The sequence below is a fragment of the Streptomyces sp. NPDC050264 genome, from assembly GCF_040655895.1.
Taxonomy (GTDB): domain Bacteria; phylum Actinomycetota; class Actinomycetes; order Streptomycetales; family Streptomycetaceae; genus Streptomyces.
In genome coordinates, this window is the sequence record NZ_JBFAKV010000004.1 from 330,409 (window position 1) to 344,061 (window position 13,653).

14 protein-coding genes and 1 pseudogene are annotated in these 13,653 nt (G+C 72.1%); 7 read left to right on the forward strand and 8 right to left on the reverse strand.

All coding sequences use genetic code 11. From position 1 onward, the window contains the following. Positions 1–62 precede the first annotated feature (62 nt). Positions 63–1,799 (reverse strand): diguanylate cyclase CdgB, encoded by a 1,737-nt coding sequence (cdgB, locus tag AB0J02_RS09015; RefSeq protein WP_363192912.1) that lies wholly within the window; start codon positions 1,797–1,799, stop codon positions 63–65. Positions 1,800–2,150: 351 nt separating this feature from the next. On the opposite strand from cdgB, the gene AB0J02_RS09020 reads away from it, so the two are divergent. Then, positions 2,151–2,741 (forward strand): flavin reductase family protein, encoded by a 591-nt coding sequence (locus AB0J02_RS09020; RefSeq protein WP_363193045.1) that lies wholly within the window; start codon positions 2,151–2,153, stop codon positions 2,739–2,741. Positions 2,742–2,832: 91 nt separating this feature from the next. Here the strand turns inward: AB0J02_RS09020 and arfB are convergent, their stop codons facing one another. Continuing rightward, the gene (gene arfB / locus AB0J02_RS09025) at positions 2,833–3,258 is read right to left on the reverse strand and encodes an alternative ribosome rescue aminoacyl-tRNA hydrolase ArfB (protein WP_363192913.1); all 426 of its coding nucleotides are present in this window, start codon (positions 3,256–3,258) and stop codon (positions 2,833–2,835) included. Positions 3,259–3,418: 160 nt separating this feature from the next. Between arfB and AB0J02_RS09030 the strand changes: the two genes are divergently transcribed. Beyond that, on the forward strand, positions 3,419–3,994 hold the full coding sequence (locus AB0J02_RS09030) for a TerD family protein (protein WP_363192914.1): 576 nt from the start codon (positions 3,419–3,421) through the stop codon (positions 3,992–3,994). Positions 3,995–4,069: 75 nt separating this feature from the next. Here AB0J02_RS09030 and AB0J02_RS09035 read toward each other — a convergent pair whose 3' ends face one another. From AB0J02_RS09035 to AB0J02_RS09050, 4 genes are all read right to left on the reverse strand, one after another. Then, the gene (locus AB0J02_RS09035) at positions 4,070–5,470 is read right to left on the reverse strand and encodes a M1 family metallopeptidase (RefSeq protein ID WP_363192915.1); all 1,401 of its coding nucleotides are present in this window, start codon (positions 5,468–5,470) and stop codon (positions 4,070–4,072) included. A gap of 39 nt (positions 5,471–5,509) precedes the next feature. Next, complete coding sequence (locus AB0J02_RS09040) at positions 5,510–6,688, reverse strand: YncE family protein (RefSeq protein WP_363192916.1); 1,179 nt, start codon at positions 6,686–6,688, stop codon at positions 5,510–5,512. Continuing rightward, positions 6,685–7,284, reverse strand: coding sequence for an ankyrin repeat domain-containing protein (locus tag AB0J02_RS09045; RefSeq protein ID WP_363192917.1), 600 nt, complete (start codon positions 7,282–7,284; stop codon positions 6,685–6,687). The genes AB0J02_RS09040 and AB0J02_RS09045 overlap by 4 nt, the downstream gene beginning before the upstream one ends. Positions 7,285–7,384: 100 nt before the next feature. Beyond that, positions 7,385–7,930 carry a heme-binding protein gene (locus AB0J02_RS09050; RefSeq protein ID WP_363192918.1) on the reverse strand — a complete coding sequence of 182 codons (546 nt, stop codon included), beginning with the start codon at positions 7,928–7,930 and terminating at the stop codon, positions 7,385–7,387. 354 nt (positions 7,931–8,284) lie between these two features. Here AB0J02_RS09050 and AB0J02_RS09055 point away from each other — a divergent pair, with 354 nt between their 5' ends. The 3 genes from AB0J02_RS09055 to AB0J02_RS09065 all read left to right on the forward strand — a co-directional run bounded on the left by AB0J02_RS09055 (position 8,285) and on the right by AB0J02_RS09065 (position 10,705). Continuing rightward, entirely contained in the window at positions 8,285–9,427 is a 1,143-nt protein-coding gene (locus AB0J02_RS09055) for a sensor histidine kinase (RefSeq protein ID WP_363193046.1), read from the forward strand. A 54-nt stretch (positions 9,428–9,481) separates the two neighbouring features. Beyond that, positions 9,482–10,129, forward strand: coding sequence for a response regulator transcription factor (locus tag AB0J02_RS09060; RefSeq protein WP_363192919.1), 648 nt, complete (start codon positions 9,482–9,484; stop codon positions 10,127–10,129). 66 nt (positions 10,130–10,195) lie between these two features. Beyond that, positions 10,196–10,705: a hypothetical protein gene (locus tag AB0J02_RS09065; protein WP_363192920.1), complete on the forward strand. Its 510-nt coding sequence runs from the start codon at positions 10,196–10,198 to the stop codon at positions 10,703–10,705. Positions 10,706–10,966: 261 nt separating this feature from the next. Here AB0J02_RS09065 and AB0J02_RS09070 read toward each other — a convergent pair whose 3' ends face one another. Continuing rightward, entirely contained in the window at positions 10,967–11,647 is a 681-nt protein-coding gene (locus AB0J02_RS09070; protein WP_363192921.1) for a pentapeptide repeat-containing protein, read from the reverse strand. A 77-nt stretch (positions 11,648–11,724) separates the two neighbouring features. On the opposite strand from AB0J02_RS09070, the pseudogene AB0J02_RS09075 reads away from it, so the two are divergent. Continuing rightward, positions 11,725–12,031: pseudogene (locus AB0J02_RS09075) on the forward strand (FAD-dependent oxidoreductase); the annotation flags it as partial. 94 nt (positions 12,032–12,125) lie between these two features. Beyond that, positions 12,126–13,139: a zinc-binding dehydrogenase gene (locus AB0J02_RS09080; RefSeq protein WP_363192922.1), complete on the forward strand. Its 1,014-nt coding sequence runs from the start codon at positions 12,126–12,128 to the stop codon at positions 13,137–13,139. A gap of 14 nt (positions 13,140–13,153) precedes the next feature. On the opposite strand, the gene AB0J02_RS09085 is transcribed toward AB0J02_RS09080, so the two are convergent. Beyond that, a complete protein-coding gene (locus AB0J02_RS09085) occupies positions 13,154–13,627 on the reverse strand; it encodes a GNAT family N-acetyltransferase (RefSeq protein ID WP_363192923.1) in 474 nt (157 codons plus the stop codon). Between the last annotated feature and the right edge of the window lie 26 nt (positions 13,628–13,653).

Here is a 13,653-nt window from a genome sequence, read left to right on the forward strand (position 1 = left end):
GGGCGACCCGAAGACGTGGCCTTGACCTCACCGAAACCTCGGGATCCGGACTTCCTGTCCGGTCAGCCGGCCCGCCGGTGCTGCTTGGCACGTGATCTTTTCTCCACGTACATCCGCTGGTCAGCGGAGCGCAGCACCTCTTCCGCGGTCATCCCGCAGTGCGCCCAGCCGATACCGAAACTGGCCCCTACGCGCACCGCGCGGCCATCGACCCGAATCGGCGGAATGATGGCGTTCCGCAACCGGACCGCCAGATCCTGGGCGTCCGCCTGGCCCAGACCGTCGGCCAGCACCACGAACTCGTCGCCACCGAGCCGGGCGACCGTGTCCCCGTCCCGTACGCCGCTGGTCAGGCGGCGCGCGACCTCGATGAGGACGGCGTCGCCCGCGTTGTGCCCGAACCGGTCGTTGATCGACTTGAAGCCGTCGAGGTCGCAGAAGAGGACGGCGAGACCCTTCGCGCCGTCCTCGACGCCCGCCGGGTCCCCCTCGGCGCCGTCGGGCGCGACCACGTGCACGTGGTGGTCGAAGCCGTCGAACCCGTCGTACAGGCCGGACTGCGGCGGGACGGGAAGGGCGGGCCCGTAGTCGAAACCGTGCCCGTTCACGGGCGCGGGGTGCTGCGCGCCGGGGGCGGCGTGGACGCCATGGGGTCCGTGGTCCCCGTATGCCGCGTCGAGCGAGTCGACGGCGCTCGGCCGGCCGGTCTCCAGCGGGCGGTGGCACAGCCGGGCGGAGAGCCGGGCGCGCAATTCGGCCGAGTTCGGCAGGCCGGTCAGGGAGTCGTGCGAGGCGCGGTGGGCGAGCTGCAGCTCGCGGCGCTTGCGCTCCTCGATGTCCTCGACATGCGTGAGCAGGAAGCGGGGCCCGTCGGCCGCGTCGGCCACCACGGAGTTGCGCAGGCTGACCCAGACGAATGTGCCGTCGCGCCGCCCGAGCCTCAGCTCCGCACGCCCGCCCTCGGCGGAGGTGCGCAGCAAGGTGCCTATGTCCTCGGGGTGCACGAGGTCGGAGAAGGAGTAGCGGCGCATCGCGGAGGCGGGGCGGCCCAGGAGGCGGCACAGCGCGTCGTTGGTGCGCAGGATGCGGCCGTGCTGGTCGCCGCCCATCTCGGCGACGGCCATGCCGGACGGCGCGTACTCGAAGGCCTGCCGGAAGCTTTCCTCACTCGCGCGCAGCGCCTGCTGCTCCCGTTCGAGGCGGACCAGCGCGCGCTGCATGTTGGCCCTGAGCCGGGCGTTGCTGATCGCGATCGCCGCCTGGAAGGCGTACATCTGCAGGGCCTCGCGGCCCCAGGCGCCGGGCCTGCGTCCGTTGCGCGGGCGGTCCACGGAGATCACGCCGAGCAGTTCGCCGCCGGAGGCGCCGGTCGCGTACATGGGGGCGAAGAGGCGGTCGGAGGGGTGCCACTCGTCGTCGAAGCGGGGCGGCGGGCCGTCGGTGAACCACTGCGGCACGTCGTCCTCGTCGAGGACCCAGCCCTCGGTGTACGGGATGAAGCGCAGCTCGCCCCAGGGCTCGCCCATGCTCAGGCGGCGGTCCCAGGAGTCGCGGGAGCCGACGCGGCCGGTGATCAGCGCCTCCGCCGCGGAGTTCCCCGCGAAGGCGGCGACGACCAGGTCACCGTCGGGTCGCACGAGGTTCACGCAGGCCAGCTCGTAACCGAGCCCGTTGACCACACCGTCGGCGACGGTCTGCAGGGTGTCGGCCAGGCTGCGGGCGGTGTTCATGTCCGCCATCACCTGGTGCAGCTGGTGCAGGGTCGCAAGACGGACGTAGGGCTCCGACTCGGTCTCCATGCTCAGTTCTCCCCGAGACCTCGACAGCACTCCAGAATTCTGATCGGCTCTCCACGCGCACGTGCAGCAGCACGTTCATCTCGCAGTATCACCGCCACTGAATCACAGCGAGCTGCCCACCCGGTACACAGGGTCAACAAAATATGGCTCCTGTGACTCAAGTCACAGCAGGGAGTGGAGGGTTGGGGCGGGTTCCTGGGGAAATCCTGTGTGGTCGCTGAGCGTGCGAAACGGCACGAGGCGGTGCGAAGCCGGGCAGATCCGGTCGGTTACCGCCCGGAGTCCTAGGACCCGTCTCGGCCGTCGGCCCGATGTGGTGCGCATGAGGGCGCGACTAGCGTCTGAAGCGTGTTGAAGACTCCCCCTGCCACGTCCGCCGTTCCCTCCCCCCACGTCCCGCCCCCGAGCCGGTCCGCCGGGCATTCTGAAGGGGTGAGCAACGACGAGTTCCGCACCGCCCTGTCCCGTCTCGCCGCGGGGGTCGTCCTGCTGACCTCGCACGAGGCCGCCCTCGACCCCGACGGGCCCGTCGGGGAGGACGCGGGCATGACGGCGACGTCGTTCATGTCGGTGTCGCTGGACCCGCCGCTGGTCCTGGTGTCGTTGCGCAACGGGTCCCGCATGGACGACCTCCTCGACGAGCAGCCCCTGTGGGCGGTGTCACTCCTCTCGGAGTCCCAGAGCCACATCGCCGGCCGCTTCGCCATGAAGGGGCGGATCAGCGACCGGCTGCTGTTCGAGGACATCCCGTACGTACGTGGTCCCCACACGGGCGCGCCCCTGGTGGGCGGGGCGCTGGCGACACTGGAATGCCGGACCGAGCAGTTGGTGCCCGCGGGTGACCATACGTTGGTGATCGGGCGGGTGCTCGGCGCGGCCCTGCCGAGCGCGGACGGGGGCCCGCTGACGTATTTCCGGGGCCGGTATCGCAGCCTGGGCTAGGCGGCGCGTCGCCGGGCGCGGGCCTCGTCGTGGCTGGTCGCGCAGTTCCCCACCCGGTGACGAAACCGGTAGGCGGCACCCCCGTGACCGCCTACCAGTCCCGAGCGGAGCGCCCCCGTTTGGTCTCCGAGCGCGCCTTCTTCTCCCGCAGCCGCCGCTCGTTGATCCCGCGAGGGATGCGCGTGGCCCGGCGCTGCTTCGGCGGCGGGGCCGTCGCTTCCGCAAGCAGTGCCGCGAGGCGGGTCGCCGCGGTCTCCCGGTTACGCCACTGCGAACGGTGCTCGGAGGCCCGTACGGAGACGACGCCGTCCACGAGGCGGGACGCCAGGCGCTCCAGGGCGCGCGCCTTCCACACCTCGGGCAGCGCCTTCGTGGCGGCCAGGTCGAAGCGCAGCTCCACCTGCGAGTCGCTGGTGTTCACGTGCTGCCCGCCCGGCCCGGACGACCGCGAGAAACGCCAGAGGAGCTCGGCCTCCGGGAGGACGACCGAACCGCGGATGGGATAAGGACCGGACATGTGTCCATGGTCGCCTGCCCGCGCCGCTCCGTCACCCGGTTTTCACCCGGGTAAAGAAAGTAAAGGGACCTGGAACCTCCCGTACCCGCTTCGCGTTCATAGGGGTACGAGTAGCTTCGGCTACGCACGTACGAACGTAACGAGGGAAGGGACTCCCGCAATGGCAGTAAGCCTGTCCAAGGGTGGCAACGTCTCGCTCACCAAGGAGGCTCCGGGCCTGACCGCCGTCACCGTGGGCCTCGGCTGGGACGTCCGCACCACCACCGGTACCGACTTCGACCTCGACGCCTCCGCGATCGCGGTGAACCCGGAGGGCAAGGTCTACTCGGACGGCCACTTCGTCTTCTTCAACAACAAGTCGACGCCGGACCAGTCGATCGTGCACACCGGTGACAACCGCTCCGGCGAGGGCGCCGGCGACGACGAGGCGATCAACGTGAACCTGTCGGCGCTCCCCGCCGACGTCGACAAGATCGTCTTCCCGGTCTCGATCTACGACGCGGAGAGCCGCTCGCAGAACTTCGGCCAGGTCCGCAACGCGTACATCCGCATCGTGAACCAGACCGGCGGCACCGAGATCGCCCGCTACGACCTCTCGGAGGACGCGGCCACCGAGACGGCCATGGTCTTCGGCGAGCTGTACCGGAACGGGGCGGAGTGGAAGTTCCGCGCCGTGGGCCAGGGCTACGCCTCGGGCCTCACCGGCATCGCGCAGGACTTCGGCGTCAACGTCTGAGTTCGCGAGCATCACTCGGCCGGACGGGCCCCGGCCGCGACCGCATGCGGTCGCGGCCGGGGCCCGTCCCGCTGTTCAGGCGCGGTCCGGCTTCCCGTCCCCGTACAGCCACACGTCCCAGATCTCCGCGAGCGCCTTCGCCTTTCCGGGGTTCTTCCTCTCGACGTACGCGGTGAAGTCGCCGGTGTCCGCGTTGCCGTACTTGTGGTCGGCGGGCCAACTCTTCAGCAGTGCAAAGAACTTGCTGTCGCCGATCGCCTCCCGGACCTTGTGCAGGACCATCGCCCCGCGCTGGTAGACGGGCGCGTCCGAGATCTGCGCGGCGGTGGGCGGGACCGCCGGCGGGTAGGCCCACACACCGTCGCCCGCCGGACGGGCGTCGAGCGCGTCGAAGGCGTCCTGGGCCGTGTCGCCCTCGTGGTCCTCCTCCCACAGCCACTCCGCGTACGTCGCGAAACCCTCGTTCAGCCACATGTCGCGCCACGACTTCGGCGTGACCGAATCCCCGTACCACTGGTGCGCCAACTCGTGGACGAGCGTGGTGAGATCGGGTGCGCCGGGGAAGACGGGCCGGTTCTGGGTCTCCAGGGCGTACTCCGCGTCGCCCTCACGGTCGACGATCACGCCCGTGGAGGAGAACGGGTAGGCGCCGAACGTCTCCGTCTCCCAGTCGATCACCTCGGGGAGCCGGCCAAGGACCTTCGCGCTCGCCCTCGCCTCGCGCGGATCGACGGCGGTGTACACGGGGAGGCCGGACGGGGTCCTCGACTTCTTCGTCTCGAACTTTCCGACAGCAACGGTCGCCAGATAGCTCGCCATCGGCTGCGGCACGTGCCAGGAGTAGGTGGTGTGCCGTCCGTCGGCGGCCATCCGCTCGCTCCGCAACTCGCCGTTGGAGACGGCCTGTACGCCCTTGGGGACGGTCACCGTGATGTCGTACGTCGCCTTGTCCGAGGGGTGGTTGTTGCCGGGGAACCACGCCATGGAACCGGTGGGTTCGCCGAGGCCGAGCGCACCGTCGGCGGTGCGCAGCCAGCCTTCCCGGGAGCCGTCCGGGTCGGTGATGGTGACGGGCTCGCCGGAGTAGCGGACGACGGTGCGGAACGTGGTTCCCGCGGCCAGTTCGTCGCGCGGGCGGACCGTCAGCTCGTGCCCGGCGCGACTGCCCACGGCGCGTTTCCCGTCGACGGTGACCCCGTCCACCGTCAGCCCTTCGAGGTCGAGGTCGAACGCGCTGAGGTCCTGCCCCGCCTCTGCGGTGATGTCGGCCCTGCCGGTGAGGCGGTGCGTGCCCGGGTCGTAGGCGAGGTCGAGGGCGTAATGGGTGACGTCGTAGCCGCCGTTGCCCAGCTTGGCGAAGTACGGGTCGCGCAGGCCCGCGGAGCCCGGGGTGCCGTGGACGCCGCCGGAGCACGCCGGGACGGCGGTGAGAGCCAGCAGGAGCGGCAGGGACAGCAGAGACCGGGGAGTGCGCACACCGTGATCCTATTGCCCCTCTATGTCCAGGCCCCGCGCCTACCGTTCCGCTGCCGAACCGGGCCGCAGGACGGCGACGCCCAACGGCCGCTCCCCGGCGGCCAGTCGACGCGTCCCGCCGCTGTCGAGGTCGACGACGGTGAGCCCGTCCCAGTACCCGTCGCGGGTGAAGCCACCCGTGACGTACGCCGTGCGGCCGTCGGCGGAGACGGCGACGTCCTCGTGCGGGCCGTCGAGCGGGATCACCTTCTCCTGGCCGTCCTTCGAGCGGACCGTGAGGGAGGGGCCCTCGTCCCGGTCCGGGTCGATGGGGCCCGTGCCGACGACGAGGAGGGTGCCGTCGGAGGTGATCGCGGTGCCGTGCTGATGGGTGTCGGCCGTCATCCGCTCGACCGTCGAACGGCCGGTCTCCGGGTCGACGACCACCAGCTTCTCGCCCTCGAAGGGGAACAGGAGCCTGCCGTCGGAGGGCCGGACGGCCGCGTAGTGCGGCTTGAGCCAGGAGCCGAGTCCGCCTTCGGTACCGTACGGCGCCACTTCGATGCGGCGGGTCTCGCCGAGACGGGCGGGATCGACGACGGTGACGTCGAACGAGTCGTGGCCGGTCGCGTACACCTGCTCGCCGTCCCGCGAGACGTCCACGTCGAAGGGGCGCCGGCCGACGCCGGCGGTACCGGTGACCTTGAGGGTGCGCGTGTCGACGACCTCCAACGTGCCGTTTCCGTCCGGGACGTTGACGCCCACGTAGACGTGTTCGCCGTCGGGGGCGAGGGCGATGCCCATGCCGCCGCCGCGGTACTCGCCGTGCGTCGGGTCGCCGAGATTCCCCGTCTCGTACGGGATGAGGGCGGTCCGCGTACGACTGCCGGTGTCGACGACCGCGACGCCCTCGGCCGTGGCGACCCAGGCCCGGCCGTCGTCGCCGACGGCGAGACCGTAGGGCGCGGTGCCCACCTTCACCGAGTCGGCCGGCCCCGCGTCCGGGCCCTCCGGATTCACGAAAGTGACCGTGTCGGAGCCGAAGTCGGCGACCAGGAGGGTGCCGGTGGGCGTCTTGGCGGTGGGGGCCTTGTCGGTGGACTGCTCGCGAGGTGGGGCCGGCGCCACCGAACCGCTCGAACCGGGCTTGTTCCGCGGCGAGTTGTCGCCCTGCGCGGCACATCCCGTTCCCGCGAGCAGCGCCACCGTCGTCGCGGTGAGAAGCAGACGGCGTTTCACCGTACGGCCCTCAGCAGGCCGGCGATCTCCGTGAAGCCGCGCCGCTCGGCGTGCTCCAGGGCGGTGACGCCGTCGCCGTCCGGCAGGCCCGGGGTGGCGCCCGCCGTGAGCAGCAGCTCCACGATCTCCTGGTGCGGGCGGCCGCCGTCACCCAGGATCACGGCCTCCAACAGGGCGGTCCAGCCGAGGCGGTTGACGTGGTCGACGTCGATGCCGGTCTCGCGCAGCAGGGCCCGTACGTAATCGACGTGGCCGCGTTCGGAGGCGGGGATGAGGGAGATGCCGCCGAACCGGTTGGTGATCTTCAGATCGGGGCGCGCGGGCAGCAGGGCCCGCATCATGGCGACGCTTCCGGTGACGCCGGTGACCAGCCAGGGGGTGTCGTCGCGCTCGTCCTGGGCGTTCGGGTCGGCGCCGGCCTTCACCAGCGCCTCGGCGGCGTCGACGTGGTCGTGGAGGGCCGCGAGCAGGAGGGGGGTGCGGCGGTGTTCGTCGCGGGTTTCGGTGTCGGCGCCGGAGGCGAGGGCGGCGCGCACGGCGTCGGCGTCACCGCTGACCGTTGCGTCCAGCAGGGCGCGATTCCTGGGGTTGGGCATGGTGATCGGCTCCAAGGGCGAAGCCCCTCCGGCGATCGAGGAGCGGGGTCCGGTGCGGAGCCCCGCGGCCGGCAGGGCGCGGGGCAACCAGTGATCCGGCCTAGCGAAGCGCGGCCACACCCGCCTGGGCGAACTTCTCGTCCAGGTCGCCGGACGGCGTACCCGCCACGCCGATACCGGCGATCGGCGCACCCTTGGCGGCGACGGGGGCGCCGCCACCGAGGAACAGCGTGCCGGGGATGTCCTTCAGGGTCGGGGCCTTGTCCAGGCGCTTGGCCAGCTCGGACGTCGGGGCGTTCCAGGAGACCGCGGTGAACGCCTTCTTCTCGGCCGCCTCGTACGCCTGCGGGCCCGCGCCGTCGCCGCGCAGCGTCAGGATGGTGTTGCCGTCACGGTCGACGACGGCGACGGAGACCTTCTGGTTCTCCTTCTTCGCGGCGTCGAGCGCCGCCTCGGCGGCCTTGGTGGCCGAGTCCAGCGTCAGGTGCGTGGTCGTCATGGTGGTGCCGCTCTTGGCGGCGGGGGCCGCGGCCGGGGCGGCGGGGGCGGAGGCGTTCGCGGAGACCGTGCCGAACGTACCGGCGGCGACGGCGGCGAGCACGGCACTGCCGGTGACGACGGTGGAGCGGCGCGAGAGCTTCTTCATGGGGACTCCTCGGGAGGCGGGGCGGCGGGATCGGTGTTCCTTCCGCTCTCCAGCCTGGGCCCGGAACCGGGGCGCGACCGTCGGCGTTCCGGCTGCTCACGGGCGGCCGAGCGGCCGACGCCCGGGTCATCCGATCGGTTGACCCCGGGGGCGCGCGGGCCCACCACAATGGAAGTGTTTGCCCAGCTCGAAGCCGCAGAGGGAGGTGCAGGGACCGTGCCCGACAACCAGCGGACGCACACCGGCCGGACCAACGGGAGCCACCTCGACGAGAGCCACATCAACAAGGGGCACCTCGACGAGAGCTACGTCGACGAAAGCTATGACGCCGACACCCGCCGCCTCACCGCCGTCATGCACGCCGCGTTCTTCCTGCTCCTGTTCGTCGCCCTCGCCCGCTTCCTGCTGCGCCACCCCGGCGGAGCCCGCACCCCCTGGATCATCGCCCTCAGCGCCGTACTGGCCGTCGTGTACGTCACCGGACTCGCGCGCGGCATCGCGGAGCGCTCCACCACCAGGCAGCGGAGCTGGCTGACCCTCGTGGTCGTCGTGTGGGTGGTGCTCGTCGCGCTCGCGCCCAGTTTCGCCTGGTGCGCGGTGCCCCTCTTCTACACCGGGCTGCGTACGCTCCCGACCCGCGCCGCACTCGTCCTGGTGACCCTGCTGACCGGACTGGTCATCGCGGCCCAGCTGCGGCTCGCCGGGCGCTGGGACCCGGACCTGGTGCTCGGGCCGCCCGCGGTCGTCGTGATCGCCACCGCCGTCTTCCTCACGATGGAACGGCAGTCCGTACGCCAGCGCGCCCTCATCGACGACCTGATCCGCACCCGCCGCGAACTCGCCGCCGCCGAACGCCGCGAAGGCACCCTCGCCGAACGCCAGCGCCTCTCCATGGAGATCCACGACACCCTCGCGCAGGGCCTCTCCAGCCAGCAGATGCTGCTGCAGGCGGCCGACCGCGTGTGGGAGTCCGACCCCGGCAAGGCCCGCGCGCACGTCCGCACCGCCGGATCCGTCGCCGAGCACAACCTCACCGAGGCCCGCCGGTTCGTGCACGACCTGGCCCCCGCCGACCTGGCCCACGGCCTGGAGGAGGCGCTGCGTGCCGTCGCCGCCCGCGAGAGCGGCGAACGCCTCACCGTCCACGTCCACATCGACTCCATGAGCGGGCCCGGCCGCGCCCCGCACCTGCCCGACCGCGTCCAGTCGGCCCTGCTGCGGATCGCGCAGGGCGCCCTGGCCAACGTACGGGAGCACTCCGGCGCCACCACCGCGGCGCTCACCCTCACGCTCCTGGACGACCAGGCCGTCCTGGACGTCGCCGACGACGGCCACGGCTTCGACCCGGCGTCCCTGCCCGACGCGCCGTCCGGCGTACGCGGCCACGGGGTCCCGGCGATCCGGGCGCGGGCCCGCCAGCTCGGCGGCACCCTGACGATCGAATCGGCGCCGGGCGAGGGCACGGTGCTCTCGGTGGCGATCCCCCTGAAGCTCTGAGGGGCACAACCCGGCACCCCGCTGAACCCGGCAGACAGACGAGGCCCGAACACCATGACCCAGCCCACCCCCACCAGCCCCGTGCGCATCCTCCTCTGCGACGACCACGTGGTCGTCCGGGCCGGACTGCTCGCCCTCCTCGACAGCGCCGACGGCATCGAGGTCGTCGGCGAGGCCGGCACCGGCGAGGAGGCCCTCGCGCTCGCCGCCCGGCTCACCCCCGACGTCGTCCTGATGGACCTCCAGCTCGGCGACGGCATCGACGGCGTGGAGACCACCCGCAGGATCGCCTCGGGCCCGGCGCCCACGCCCCACGTCCTCGTCCTCACCACGTACGACACCGACGCCGACATCACCCGCGCCATCGAGGCGGGCGCGACCGGCTACCTGCTGAAGGCGGAACGCCCGGAGGAACTCTTCGCCGCGATCCAGGCCGCCGCGCAGGGCCGTACGACCCTGTCCGCACCCGTCGCCAGCCGCGTCATGGCCAACCTGCGCAGCCCCCGGCCCACCCTCACCGACCGCGAGCGCGACATCCTCGCGCAGCTCGCGCACGGCCTGGGCAACCGGGAGATCGCCAGAGCCCTGTTCATCAGCGAGGCCACGGTCAAGACCCACCTCGGCCGGATCTACGACAAGCTCGGCGTGGACACCCGGGCGGGCGCCGTCGCCGTGGCGAAGGAACAGCGGCTGCTGCCCTGAGGCCCGGGCACGAGGGAGCGGCGGCCCCGGACGCCCGGCCCACCGGGGCGTGACACCATCCCTTACGTGCTCGACATCGGCTACGCCCTCTCCCACCGCTTCCCGGACCCCCCGCAGACGGACTACCGCCGCGCGGACGTCCACGCGCTGCGCCACGACCTGTTCTGCGGCGACGTGTACCTGGCCGACACGAAGGCGGACCGAGAGGTGTCCACAGCCTGGGGATGGGTGCCGGTGCTCGACTTCGCCTGGGCGCTGTGCGACATCGTCGAGCAGCTGGACCAGGACCCGCGCGGCAGCCGCAGCGCCACTCCGCAGTACGCGGACCTCGACTTCACCGAGTCCACCGACCGCATGCTCTTCGAGCGCCGCTTCGGCTGGGTCGACGTCGAGGCCGACTGGATGCCGGGCGACGAGGCCCCGCTGACCTTCTCCCACGCCGAACTGCGCCGCGAGGCACGGGACTTCCTCCACGACCTCGTCGCCGACCTCACCGACATGCACGAGGACCTGGCGGACAACCCGGCGATCTGGAGCCTGCAGTCCCGCTTCCCCCGCGTCCCCGACAAGCGATAGGGCCTGTCCGGCGGATCAGGTCGCCTGTGGGTGGCCCGCGCTTTGCTGCGCTGGTGAGCGTGGGCTGGTGCGTGCGGCCGCAAGGCGGAGAAGGGCGACAACGCGATGGGGGTCCCCCTGCTCGGGCGAAGCCGAGAGCTTGGGGGAGTTGGCAACTGACGACAACGCCGCGGACGGGCGGGCCGGCCCACGCGCCCGCGACAAGATCCGCCGGACAGGCCCCAACCCCACAGGCGACAGCCCCGAGGCTCCGGGCCCGCCCTACCCCACCACCCGCACCCCGAGCTGCGCGGCGAACGCCGGTGCCAGATCGAAGAGTTGCGGCGGGGAGATCACCGCTCCGCCCAACCGGTCCACCCCCCGCGCGATCCCCAGCTCGGCCGTGTCCCGCAGGTCGACGTCGGTCATGGTCACGCCCGTGAGGTCCGCCCCCTTGAGCACGCACCCGGGGAACTCCACCCGCTCCAGGCGCGCGCCCCCGAAGTCCGGCTCCACCAGCACGCAGCCGTCGAACACGACGTCCTTGAGCCGCGCCTTGCGCAGATTCAGGTAGTCGATCTTGCCGCCCCGGATCACCACCCGCTCCAGGACCGCCCCGTGCAGCTGCACCCCGCCGAGCCGCGCGTCCGTCACCTCCACGTCCCGCAGCGTCGCCTCCGCGAGATCCGTGCCCACACCCCGGATACCGGCCAGCGTGGAATCCAGGATCCGCGCGCGGCGCAACGCCGTCCCGTCGAAGCCGCACCCCTGGATCCCGCAGTCCATGAACCGCGCCCCGGTCCCCTCCTGCCCGGCGAGGTCCGCACCGCTGAACTCCAGCCCGTCGTAGTCCCCGTCCGGCTCCAGCCGGCCGCCCTCCTCCCAGGGCACCAGCGGAGGCAGCCGCACCTCCGGCCGCCGCGCCTTCTTCACCTTCGCCGCCGCACCGCTCCTGTCTGCCATGCCCTCATGCTGCCCTCCCCCACCGACAGTCCCGCGAGCCCCCGTCGATACCCCGTACGACCTGCGGCGATTCCCCCGATGTCACATTCCGCGCCGAACGCCTCCTCAACCTCGCCCTCCCCGACTGGCGCGAGCGCACCACCTGGCGCCGCGACTCCCTCGCCCGGGGCCGCACCGGCGCGCTCGACCGCCCGGGCACGACCTGGCACGACCTGGCGCGACCGGCCCGCGATCCAGCGCGGCGACGGCATCCACCTCGCCGGCGACATGGTGGGCGCGCCGGGTGTCCTCTCCGAGGTCTCCTTCACCAGCGCCATCGAGGCGACGACCCTGGCGCTCCGGTCCACCGTGACCACCCGCGGCCTTGACCTCAACAGCGCTTGAGGTCGAAGACTGGCGCTCCGGCCACCGATCAGCCCGGCCGCCACCGGCCACCGGCCACGCCGCCACCGGCCCACGCATCCGACGGGGAGAACCCATGCACGCCATCCGACTGCACGCCTTCGGCCCCGCCGAAAACCTCACGTACGAGAAGACCGACGACCCCGAGCCGGGCCCCGGCCAGGTCCGCATCGCGGTCGAGGCAGCCGGCGTACACCTCCTCGACACCGCGATCCGCACCGGCGTACAAGGCCCACTGCCCCGGCTCCCGGAACTGCCCACCATCCCCGGCCGCGAAGTCGCGGGCACCGTCGAGTCGCTCGGCCCGGACACCGACCCGTCCTGGCTGGGCAGGAAAGCCGTGGCCCACCTCGGTTTCGCGCCCGGCGGCTACGCCGAACTCGCCGTCACGGACGCCGCCCGCCTCCACCCGGTCCCGCCGAACCTCGACGCCGCCCAGGCCGTCGCCATGATCGGCACCGGCCGCACCGCCCTCGGCATCCTCAACTTCACCGAGGTCACCCCCGAGACCGTCGCGATCGTCCCCGCGGCGGCAGGCGGCATCGGCACCCTCCTCGTCCAGTACGTGAAGAACGCGGGCGGCACCGTCATCGGCCTGGCCGGCGGACCCACGAAAACGGATCTGGTCACGGCGAACGGCGCGGACCTCGCCCTCGACTACAAAGACGCCAACTGGCCAGCTGCAGCACAGGAGTTCCTCGACGCGCGAGGCTCCCGGGCCACCGTCCTCCTCGACGGCGTCGGCGGCCCGGCCGCCGCCACGGCCCTCGACCTGCTCGGCCCCGGCGGCCACCACATCATCTTCGGCTGGTCCGGCCAGGGCATCGGCGACACCGCAGGCCCACTGCTCCTGGACGAGGCCGAACGAACCCGCCGCGGCCTCGTACAGGAACAAATCCTCGGCCCGGCGCTGCTGCGCACGGCAGGCGGCGACAACCCCGTCCGCACCCTCGAACTCGCCGCACTCGACCTCGCCGGCCGCGGCATCCTCACCCCCGCGGTCCACCGCTTCCCCCTCACCGAAGCGGCCGCCGCACACCACGCCCTGGAGACACGCGGCACAACGGGCAAGGTCGTCCTGGAACCCTGACTCCCCCGCTCCCGCTACGCCCCGAGCCGGCTCAGCCCATCATCGGTCAGCCGGTACATGGACCACTCGGATTGCGGGCGGGCACCAAGAGCCCGGTAGAACTGGATCGACGGCTCGTTCCAGTTCAGCACGGACCACTCCAGGCGCTCGTACCCACGCTCCACACAGATCCGCGCCAACGCGGTCAGCAACGCCTTCCCGTACCCGCCACCCCGCGCCCCGGGCCGGACGTACAGGTCCTCCAGATAGATCCCGTGCACCCCGCGCCAGCTCGAGAAGTTCAGGAACCACAAGGCGAAACCGACCGGCTCCCCGGTCACGTCGTCCTCCGCGATGTGCGCGAACGCCGCCGGCCGCTCACCGAACAACGCCTCACCGAGCTGCGCCTCGGTGGCCCGCACCTCGTGGAGCTCCTTCTCGTACTCGGCGAGTTCACGGACCATGGCATGGATGACGGGCACATCGGCGGAAATGGCACTACGAATCATGGCCGCAGGGTAGCCGCCCCCACGCG